The sequence below is a fragment of the Teichococcus wenyumeiae genome (assembly GCF_003696345.1).
Classification (GTDB): Bacteria; Pseudomonadota; Alphaproteobacteria; order Acetobacterales; family Acetobacteraceae; genus Pseudoroseomonas; species Pseudoroseomonas wenyumeiae.
This window is the reverse complement of the sequence record NZ_RFLX01000071.1, coordinates 1-9,417: the sequence shown is the minus strand read 5'-3', so window position 1 is coordinate 9,417 and position 9,417 is coordinate 1. Positions and strand designations below refer to the sequence as shown.

The 9,417-nt window shown below is 64.2% G+C and carries 9 protein-coding genes and 1 pseudogene; 3 read left to right on the top strand and 7 right to left on the bottom strand.

From position 1 onward, the window contains the following. Positions 1–199: 199 nt before the first annotated feature. A protein-coding gene (locus EBE87_RS26725) for an IS3 family transposase (RefSeq protein WP_233553398.1) occupies positions 200–1,260 on the top strand; the annotation gives its coding sequence in 2 pieces (ribosomal slippage) (positions 200–434 and positions 434–1,260; 1,062 coding nt in all). A gap of 295 nt (positions 1,261–1,555) precedes the next feature. Here EBE87_RS26725 and EBE87_RS30450 read toward each other — a convergent pair. Next, a complete protein-coding gene (locus EBE87_RS30450; RefSeq protein ID WP_120640377.1) occupies positions 1,556–2,188 on the bottom strand; it encodes a cold-shock protein in 633 nt (210 codons plus the stop codon). Positions 2,189–2,400: 212 nt separating this feature from the next. Here EBE87_RS30450 and EBE87_RS26715 point away from each other — a divergent pair, with 212 nt between their 5' ends. Then, entirely contained in the window at positions 2,401–3,648 is a 1,248-nt protein-coding gene (locus EBE87_RS26715) for a DUF808 domain-containing protein (protein ID WP_233553396.1), read from the top strand. A 350-nt stretch (positions 3,649–3,998) separates the two neighbouring features. Here EBE87_RS26715 and EBE87_RS29545 read toward each other — a convergent pair whose 3' ends face one another. From EBE87_RS29545 to EBE87_RS26685, 6 genes are all read right to left on the bottom strand, one after another. After that, a complete protein-coding gene (locus tag EBE87_RS29545; protein ID WP_199707801.1) occupies positions 3,999–4,331 on the bottom strand; it encodes a hypothetical protein in 333 nt (110 codons plus the stop codon). 293 nt (positions 4,332–4,624) lie between these two features. Then, positions 4,625–5,383, bottom strand: coding sequence for a molybdopterin-dependent oxidoreductase (locus EBE87_RS26705; RefSeq protein WP_120640375.1), 759 nt, complete (start codon positions 5,381–5,383; stop codon positions 4,625–4,627). Continuing rightward, positions 5,380–6,024 carry a cytochrome b/b6 domain-containing protein gene (locus tag EBE87_RS26700; protein WP_120640374.1) on the bottom strand — a complete coding sequence of 215 codons (645 nt, stop codon included), beginning with the start codon at positions 6,022–6,024 and terminating at the stop codon, positions 5,380–5,382. Before EBE87_RS26700 ends, EBE87_RS26705 begins: the two co-directional genes overlap by 4 nt. A 56-nt stretch (positions 6,025–6,080) precedes the next feature. Continuing rightward, on the bottom strand, positions 6,081–6,704 hold the full coding sequence (locus EBE87_RS26695) for a hypothetical protein (RefSeq protein ID WP_120640373.1): 624 nt from the start codon (positions 6,702–6,704) through the stop codon (positions 6,081–6,083). 286 nt (positions 6,705–6,990) lie between these two features. Continuing rightward, positions 6,991–7,632 carry an NrsF family protein gene (locus EBE87_RS26690; RefSeq protein ID WP_120640372.1) on the bottom strand — a complete coding sequence of 214 codons (642 nt, stop codon included), beginning with the start codon at positions 7,630–7,632 and terminating at the stop codon, positions 6,991–6,993. Continuing rightward, a complete protein-coding gene (locus EBE87_RS26685; RefSeq protein ID WP_233553395.1) occupies positions 7,622–8,236 on the bottom strand; it encodes a sigma-70 family RNA polymerase sigma factor in 615 nt (204 codons plus the stop codon). The genes EBE87_RS26690 and EBE87_RS26685 overlap by 11 nt, the downstream gene beginning before the upstream one ends. 151 nt (positions 8,237–8,387) lie before the next feature. Between EBE87_RS26685 and EBE87_RS30080 the strand changes: the two are divergent. Continuing rightward, positions 8,388–9,340 (top strand): annotated as a pseudogene (locus EBE87_RS30080) (IS3 family transposase); the annotation flags it as partial. Positions 9,341–9,417: the final 77 nt, after the last annotated feature.

Sequence of the window (9,417 nt, the reverse complement as noted above, 5' to 3'; positions counted from 1 at the left end):
GGTCAGCCATGGCAGCACCTCCGACGCCATGGAATCACAGCAAGATCAAAGCTCAAGAGGCTCATTAATAGGTCATGAGCCTAAATCGAAGCAAGTCCAAGCCGACCTTCCCCTTTAAAAGTGGACCGCCGGTGATGTGAGATGGTCCGGACGCGGAGAGGAGGCGGAGATGGCGAAGAAGCAGCACAAACCAGAATAGATCGTGGTCAAGCTACGCCAGGTCGAGGTGCTGGTGGCGCAGAGGAAGACGGTGGCCGAGGGTGCCCGGGCGATTGAGGTGACGGAGGCGACCTCTTATCGCTGGCGGTCAGAATACGGCGGCCTGAAGCTGGACCAGGCGAGGCGCCTGAAGCGGTTGGAGCAGGAGAATGGCCGGTTGCGCAAGGTCGTGGCGGATCTGACGCTGGAGAACCTGGTACTCAGGGAAGCCGCGTCGGGAGACTTCTGAGCGCTGCGCGTCGTCGGGCGGCCGTGGAGCATGTCACGGCGGCGTTGGGCGTCTCGGAGCGCTTCGCCTGTCGGGTGCTGGGTCAGCATCGCTCGACGCAGCGACAGGCGCCAGTCTCTCCGGACGACGAGGCGGCGCTGACGGCGGAGATTATTGGCTTGGCACGGCAGTACGGGCGGTATGGCTATCGCCGGATCACGGCCTTGCTCCAGGCTGAGGGTTGGCACTGCAACCATAAGCGGGTGGAGCGGATCTGGCGCCGTGAGGGTCTGAAGGTGCCTGCTCGGCAGCCCAAACGTGGGCGGCTCTGGCTGAACGACGGCTCCTGCGTACGGCTGCATCCTGAACGGCCGAACCACGTCTGGGCCTATGACTTCGTCGAGGACCGGACGTGTAACGGGCGCAAGATCCGCATGCTGAACGTGGTGGACGAATTCACCCGGGAATGCCTTACGATCCGGCTGGCGCGCAAGCTGAACTCCCTCGAAGTCATCGACGTGCTGGCGAATCTGTTCATCGCCCGCGGCACGCCCGTGCATATCCGCTCCGACAATGGCCCTGAGTTCGTGGCCAAGGCTGTACCAGGCTGGGTCCACGGCGTTGGCGCGAAGACTGCCTTCATCGAGCCCGGCAGTCCCTGGAAGAACGGCTATGTGGGGAGTTTCAACGGCAATTTGCGCGATGAGCTGCTCGACGGCGAGGTGTTCAACACGCTGGTCGAAGCCAGGGTGCTGATTGAGCAGTGGCGGGTGCACTACAACACCGCCCGCCCCCATTCCTCGCTGGGCTACAAACCGCCAGCCCCGAGGTGATCATGCCGGAGAGCGCCAGACCAGTGCCCCATACCGATCCCAATGGTTCATCGCCCCCGCCTCTGGCCATGCTCCACTAAAATCTTGCCCGGACCAGTGAAGAGGGGCTGGTCAGAGGCAGGACGTGCCTTTGTGCATGCGATGGTCTACGGCCGCGCCGTAGACCATCGCATGCGCTGGCTTACAGCCGATGAGCGCTTCACGATCCGCAGCTAAAAGCTTGCGCCGCAACGGCTGGCAGTGCCGTTTCTCTTAAACTGTCCGTTATCCTGCTTAACCAATTTCACGGCACAGATTAGTCAGCCTGCAGCGATCCGACTTCGGCTCCTTTGGCGCCTTGAACCACTTGCATCCGGACACGCTGACCTTCCTGGAGTGTTGGCAGACCAGCTCGCTCAAGTGCTGTCGCGTGGACGAAAACGTCTTTGCCGCCGTCCTGCGGGCTGATGAAGCCGAACCCTTTATCGGGATTGTACCACTTCACGGTGCCTGTCATTTCGACTGCGGAGCTGAGGTCAACCGCCCGCCGGGGCTCCCGCGGTCGCGGCGGCCTCGCGCCAAATGCCTCGCGTTGCGGTGCTGCTGGTCCGGCAGTGCTCTCGTCAACCGACAGGACCTGATCGACTTGGCGCCCCTTCTGCCCTTGCCCAACCCGCACCTGCAGGGTCGCGCCGGGGCTGACTGCCTGAATGCCGGAGGCTTGCAGGGTATTGGCGTGCAGGAAGACGTCGCCTGAGCCATCCGCCAGTTCAACGAAGCCGAAGCCCTTCTCCGTGTTGTACCACTTCACCGTGGCCGCAATCTCGGGCGCGGCAAATCCGCCGCCAGAGCTCGGGAAGGAAAAAGGGGTCGAGTGACCCGAATAGTTGTCGTCATCGAAGCCGCGGCGGCGGGAAGGTCGCTGACGATCGTTTCTGGGAGGTGACACGGGACGCGCTCTCGGCTGTTGAGGTCAGTGCTAGGCAGGTATCTACGGCTATGGGCTCCACCCGGAGCTCCTGGCTCTTGATCACATCGGCGCGGCCTCCACAAGCGGGCTTATCATCGTCCAGCGTGTCCCTCCCCCTTTTTCCCGCCGATCTTAGCAGATCTGGCTGCAACAGGCGTGGCCAGAAGGCGCCTCCCATAATGCAAGGCTGAGTGAGAGCCGTCACCAGGGTCTCGGAATTTGTGCTCAGCCTGCAACGCCCTCACTTCCGGTGCTTTGCCCAGAAGGTGATATTTCCGTCACCAGTACGAAGCGAGGACGATCTCGTGAGCATTGGGTTGATCGCATTGCTGGACGACGTGGCGGCCCTGGCCAAGGTGGCAGCAGCGTCGCTGGATGATGTCGCGGCCCAGTCTGCCAAGGCTGGCACCAAGGCGCTTGGCGTCGTCATCGATGATGCGGCGGTGACGCCACGCTATGTTGTCGGCTTCGCCGCCAGGCGGGAGCTGCCCATTGTCGGGCAGATCGCGCTTGGCTCGCTGAAGAACAAGCTGCTGTATCTGCTGCCAGGCTCGCTGGCGCTGAGCTGGCTGGCGCCTTGGAGCATCACGCCGCTGCTGATGCTGGGCGGCGCCTATCTCTGCTACGAGGGCGCCGAAAAGGTGCTGCATGCTCTGCGTCCCCATGCCGCCGAGCACCACGAGGACAAGGTCGGTGCCGCGCCTCAGGATCCGCTCGCGCTGGAGCAGCAGCGCGTGCGCAGCGCCATCCAGACCGACTTCATTCTCTCCGCCGAGATCATGGCACTGACCCTGGCGGGCTTGTCCGACCAGTCCACCCTCGCACAGGCGGTAATCCTGGCGGCAGTTGGCACCGGCGTGACGCTGCTGGTCTATGGCGCGGTCGCGCTGATCGTGAAGGCCGACGACCTTGGCGTCGCGCTGGCAGTTAACCAGCGCCCGGCCTCTACCCTGCTGGGCCTGCGCGGCAGCGGCGGCATGGTGCCACAGGCGGCGGGTCCGATACCAGATGCAGTCAGCCGCAGCGCTACCAATCCGGTGGTCCAGGCCTCGGCTCAAACACCCAACGGCGCCGACCGAATGCTGCGGCCGCTCACCCAGGTGCTTGGCCGCGGGTTGGTGGTGGGCATGCCGCATTTCCTGCGCATCCTGGCACTCATCGGCACCGCGGCGATGCTCTGGGTCGGCGGTGGCATTCTGTTGCACGGACTGGAGGAATTTGGCGTCACCGTGCCCGGCCACATTGTACACGACTTGGCGTACCGGGCAGGTGAGTTGCTGCCGGCGCTAGCCGGCGCGGTATCCTGGCTGGTGACCGCCGCACTCTCCGGTGTACTCGGGCTAGTGATGGGTGCGCTAGCCATCCCACTCGTAGAGTACGCGTTGGCACCGCTGACAAGGGCCGTGACGGGGATGTTCCACCGGAAGAAGGTGGACTGACAGAGAACCGGGGGACGGAATGACCGCATCAGAGATAGCCTGTCACAGTCTGCCCCGGATGCGTTAACAGCTTCGAATAGCCGCTTAGCTATGACACCTGCCGCCAAGCGACCTTTTCGCGTCGAAAAAAATCGCGCTGCCTAAGAGTTTAGAAGCATGATAACAAAGATTATCGTTCTGATGTCTTGTGGTGGCGCGCAGGAAAGATCTTGAGGGTTGGTTGCGTAGATGAAGTGCTGATGAGGGAGCCGAAACATCGGCATTTTCTTAGTTTATCGCACCTCAATACATAGTGCAGCAGGGCTGCCGCCCCGCCGCACTTCCAAGATCGGTCCTGTTGAAGGCTCAGTTTAGTTGATCTGTACCGGGGATTGGCCGTTATTCACATCGGCCAGGGCAGAGCCGCTTCTGCTACCCTGTTCGTACCGGATCACCGGCTGACCATCCTGGTTGTCCACGATGACAGCAATGCCGGTACCCCAGCCTTGATTGGTCACACCGCGATACGCAATCACCGGCTGACCACCCTGATTGTCGACAATCACTGGCGTGCCGTTCGAGATGCTGGAGCCATGCGGCTGCGAGGCCATGAACTGCTCGATGTTGGTGTCGCCACCATCGGCCAGAGCCACACCAGAGAAGGAGGCCACCAGCGCGGCGGAGAGGAAGAGCTTGCGGAACATGATGAAAGGTCTTTCAGGTCTGTGTTGCGGCGTGAGCCGCTCTGTTGAGGGATGATATGGATCAGTCGTGCCCGATTGACCAATTGGCATTACCGATACTTGCCATCCGCCAGAATGATCCTTCGCGGTGTTGATCCTGCTGCTTGTTATGAGGGGACCCCGGCACGAGCGTTCGCCGCCTCGACGATCAGGCAGCGCGGTTCCGGTAGATCCGCCCGCTGTGGGACGCAGGTCAGAGGCTCGTCGACGGCGAGGTTCCTCACGCCGCACAGTTCTGTGCTGCCGGCGCAAAGTCAGGAACCGCTGAACCAGTTGTAGCCCTGGTCCTCCCACCAGCCGCCCGGATAATCGTTGGTGACGAAGAGCGCGGCGATGTGCTTCGGGTTCTTGAAGCCGAGCTTAGTGGGCACGCGGAGTTTCAGCGGGAAGCCGTACTCGGCCGGAAGCGGGTCCTTGCCGTAGTCCAACGCCAGAATGGTCTGCGGGTGCAGCGCAGTGGCCATGTCGATGCTGGAGTAGTAGCGGTCGGCGCACCTGAAGCCGACATAGCGGGCGCGGGTATCGGCGCCGATGCGCTGAAGGAAGGTGCGGAACGGGACGCCGCTCCACTGGCCGATGGCGCTCCAGCCCTCGATGCAGATGTGGCGGGTGATCTGGCTTTCCTGGGGCAAGCTGCGAAGGCGGGACAAGGTCCAGGGCGTCCTGTCGTCGACCAGGCCGCTGACCTCGAGCTTCCAGGTGTCGCCGTCGATTTCGGGGGTGCTGTCCTCGGAATAGAAGGCGTTGAAGGGAAAGGGTGTGGTGATGTCCTTCTCGGCAAAGGTGGGAGCCAGCTGGTCCGGATCGAACAGCCAGGACTGAACCTTGTCGTTGAAGCGCGACATGGCCCAGAGCAGCCGATCGACCGTATCGCCGTCCGAGAGATTGCAGCCGGTGAGGAGCGTGAGGCCGCCCAGGGACAGGCCGCCGCGCAGCAGGCCGCGACGGTGCAACCGCCGTTCGACGCGCCGAAGCGCCGGACTATGGTCGCTCAGCTTGATATCGCCGCTCATGGCTCGACCTCGGCGTGGGACGCGGGAATGCGGGCGCGGCCGGTGATCATGCTGACCAGCGTTCTCGGCACGAGAGCGACCAGTGTCAGATGAAGGACGATGAACGCAACGATGCCCGCCATGGCGAGGAAGTGGATACGGCGGGCAACCTCGTAGCCACCGAGCAGTGCGGCGAGGCCGTGCAGCTGCACGGGCTTCCACAGCGACAGACCGGATGCAACGGCGAGAAGACCGAGCAGCAGGACGACGACGTAGGCCAGGCGCTGCACCGCGTTGTAGGCGCCTACCGTGTGCTTTAGCCGGAACGTCAGGGCGTCCAACAGGTCGCGCCAGACCAGCCGCGGGGTGAGCGGGAGGAAGGCGCGCAGGAAGTGCCGCCCGGCCAGACCGTAAGCGAAGTAGACCAGCGCATTAGCGACCAGAAGCCACATGGCGGCGAGGTGCCAGGCGATGGCACCGCCGAGCCAGCCACCGAGGGTGGCCCATCGCGGGAAGGTAAACGGGAAGAGCGGAGACGCGTTGTAGATCTGCCAGCCGCTCATGATCATGCAGACCATGGCGATGGCGTTCAGCCAGTGGGTGATCCGGACCACCAGCGGGTGTACCGCAACGAAGCGGATCGGTTCGGGGTCGTGGGTCATGTGGCAATCGTCCCATGGAGATGCCCTGGGGCGCCGGGTGGCGCCCCGGGACGCGGTCACATCGGCGGCACCAGGCCATTCTCGCCCACGCTGACAAGCTTGGCGGTCAGGCTGCCGTCAGGGGCCTTGGCCGTGCCCACGATGACATGGGCGCCAACGGTCAGCTGCGCCTTGGTGGCCGTCGGGTCCAGCAGCACGATCGGAACGTCCTCCGGCACGAAGATCTTCTTCTCGCCGGTTCCGTTGCCGTTGTAGTGCACCGTCATGACGCGGCCATTGGACACGACCAGATCGCCGATGGTGCCGTTGGTCATGGTGCTGTTGCTGCCGAGGTCGTAGGCGAAGCTGCCTTCGCCCACGCCCTTCAGGCTGGGCGGGAACACGGTGACCTCGAGCGCCTTGGCGGTCCCGTCGGGCTGAGGTACGCTGGCGGCACCGATGTAGCTGCCGGACTGGACTTCCGACAGGTCAGCCTTCTTCACGCCCACGATCCGGGCGTCGCCCGCCAGCGTGACGGTCACAGCGGCGCCAGTACGCGGCTTGATGGCCAGGGTGTTGCCGTCGATCCTGTCGATGGTGCCCCGGATGCGCGGGGACGCGGGAGCAGGCTGGGCCACGGCGACGCCGCCGAGCAGCAGAAACCCGGCCAGGGTGGCCATCAGGCCATGCTTGCAGGTCATGCGAATGATCTTCCTTGTTGTGGTGACGATCCGGTCTTCGGATCGCCGGGAAGGGAGTGCCGCGGGCCCGGAGAGAACGGTGCCAGGCGCAGCGGCATGGTCCTTTATTCGCGTGGAAGGACAGGAAGGTTACTCATCATCGGCGAAAATCCTCGCGCGATCGAAAGACTTTCGATCTCTCGGATGAGGCGCGGTCGCGGCGCTGCACCCGCAGCCAGGCGCGAACCTGGTGCGGGCGCAGTTTCCCCGCTGATCCGTGGTCGACGCGAGGTTCAGCGGCGCGCTATCACAGCGCGGCGTATTTCGGCAGGATGAACCGGGCCGGCAGCACGACGGCCGCACAACCGAGCGAATACCAGGCCAGGATGTAGAGCGGATCGTTCACCGGGCAGCAGAAGGCGAACACGAAAGCGCCCCAGCTGCCACCGGCCATGCCGACGGCCAGTGCGCTGGACTCCGCATGGACGGAGGCGCCCTTGCGCATGAGGTACGCCAGCATTCCAAGCATGGGCAGTGCCAGGACAGCGATGCTGGCGGCGCAGATGAGACCATGCACGGGGGCGAGACGGCCCGCCAGCGTCGGGGCAACCACGCCGCCGGGGCTGACGATCGCGCCGAGCATCGCCATCAATCCAGCTGCGATGACCAAGAAGACAAGGCCGCGACGCGGCGACGCCACCGGCGAGAACGACCGCACCGCTGTCAGGACACTGGTCGCGACAAGCAGCGCCAGGCCTCCCAGCTTCCACCACATGAAGGGATGGCCGGCCGCGTCACCCATGTCAGGGCGCATCAATCCCGAACCCAGGAAGACCGCCAGTTGCAGCGCACCAAGGCCGACGAGCCAAGCTGCCTCGCGCGCCATGTTGCGCCGGCGGACGGGAGTCAGGTGGGACGAGAGCTCGCTGATGAGACGGTCATGCGACATCGGTGTTCCCCATGATGAGGGCTCGGAGGCGGGCGATGCCGCGGTGGATGTTCACCTTCACGGCGGCGATAGACTGGCCGGTCCGGGAAGAGGCTTCCTCAAGGCTGTAGCCCTCCAGCTTCACCAGCTGGATGACCTGGGACTGCGCCGGGCGTAGTTCACCGAGCAGGCTGGTCAACACCGAGGCTCCGATCACCGCAGCCTCGTGGTCCGGTGTCGCAACCGTGTCGGTGAGTTCATCGGCCGAGCGGTGCTCCAGGGCCCGGAGCTGATCCACCCACTTCCGTTTCGCAATCGCGCTCACCCATACAAGCAACGGGTATCGGGGGTCATAGGTGTGCCTGCTGCGGTGGACGGCAAGAAGCGCCTCCTGCACGGCATCGTCGACCTCCGCCCGGGGGAGCCGGCGGGAGAAGTAGCGGTGCAGCCAGACGGCCAGGTCGGCCAGCAACCGCTTGTAGGCGCCCCCGTTGCCGTCCTGAGCCGCCACCATCAACTGGCTCCACTGGTCTGGCGACGCGGCCGCACCGGGCGGTCCACAGGCACGGGTACCTTGCGGGTTCACGCCTGCCGTCTCCAGGGTAGGTAAAGGGCGCAGGGACATGGCTCCACATTCGTAGAGAGGGGCCGAAAGGTTACACCGGTCGCGTCAAAAAGATGCGATGCGGTATCAGACCTGACCTTAAACTGGAAAATTGGCCCGGCTGTTGTGAGAGTTTTCCGGCAGGACTGTTGCCCTGAACGGAGACTGGGTGATGCGCAAGAGCCACTACACGGAAGAGCAGATTGCCTTCGCCCTGAAGCAGGCAGAGCTGGGTACGGCGGTGGCCGAGGTTTGCCGCAAGATGCGGCATGTCGGAGGCCACCTTCTTCCGCTGGAAGCAGAAGTACGTTGGCCCGGGGCCCTCGGAGCTCCGGCAGTTGCGGCAGTTGCGGCAGCTCCAGGATGAGGCCGCGTAGCGGACGAACAACGCCAAGCTGAAGCGCTCGGTGGCCGACCTCAGCCTGGACAAGGCGATGCTGCAGGAGGTGCTGGCAAAAAAGCCCTGACGCCTGGCCGCCGGCGCGAACTCGTCCGCCATGTGCAGGACGCGTTCGGGGTGAGCGAGCGACGGGGCTGCTGGGCGCTGCGGTTCCACCGCTCCTCGCAGCGCTATCGCGGCCACCGGGACGATCAGGCGCCTCTGAGACTGCAGATCCGTGAGATTGCCGCCGTACGGGTACGGGTACGGCTACCCGCGCATCCACATCCTGCTGCAGCGGGAAAGATGGAAGATCAATCGCAAGCGGGTCTACCGGCTGTACCGTCTTGAAGGTCTGAGCCTGCGCCGCAAACGTCCGCGGCGGCACGTCACCGCAGCACGACGGCTGGAGCGCGGGGCGGCTGTGAAGCCGAACCAACAGTGGTCGATGGACTTCGTCTCCGACGCCCTGTTCGACGGGCGCCGGATCCGCGCCCCGACTTTGATGGACAACGACACGCGCGAGGCCCTGGCGATTGTTGTAGACGGCGGCATCCGGGGTGAGCACGTGGTGCAGGCTGTTGAGCAGATCGTGGACCACCGTGGTGCTCCTGAACTGATCAGGATCGATCATGGCCCGGAGTTCGTGTCAAAGGTACTGGACCGTTGGGCTTACGAGCGGGGGGGTGACGCTGGACTTCTCCCGCCCCGGCAAGCCGACCGGCAACTGCTTCGTGGAAAGCTTCATGTATGGACGGCCCCCGCGGTGCAAGAAGGATGTTGACGTTCGGCGGCGGTCGGGTGCGTTCATGTATTCGGCCTG

Coding starts and splice junctions, on each gene's coding strand:
- EBE87_RS26685 (WP_233553395.1), bottom strand. CDS start 8,236: ATGTCCCTGCGCCCTTTACCTACCCTGGAGACGGCAGGCGTGAACCCG.
- EBE87_RS26690 (WP_120640372.1), bottom strand. CDS start 7,632: ATGTCGCATGACCGTCTCATCAGCGAGCTCTCGTCCCACCTGACTCCC.
- EBE87_RS29545 (WP_199707801.1), bottom strand. CDS start 4,331: ATGTTCCGCAAGCTCTTCCTCTCCGCCGCGCTGGTGGCCTCCTTCTCT.
- EBE87_RS26700 (WP_120640374.1), bottom strand. CDS start 6,024: ATGACCCACGACCCCGAACCGATCCGCTTCGTTGCGGTACACCCGCTG.
- EBE87_RS26705 (WP_120640375.1), bottom strand. CDS start 5,383: ATGAGCGGCGATATCAAGCTGAGCGACCATAGTCCGGCGCTTCGGCGC.
- EBE87_RS26695 (WP_120640373.1), bottom strand. CDS start 6,704: ATGACCTGCAAGCATGGCCTGATGGCCACCCTGGCCGGGTTTCTGCTG.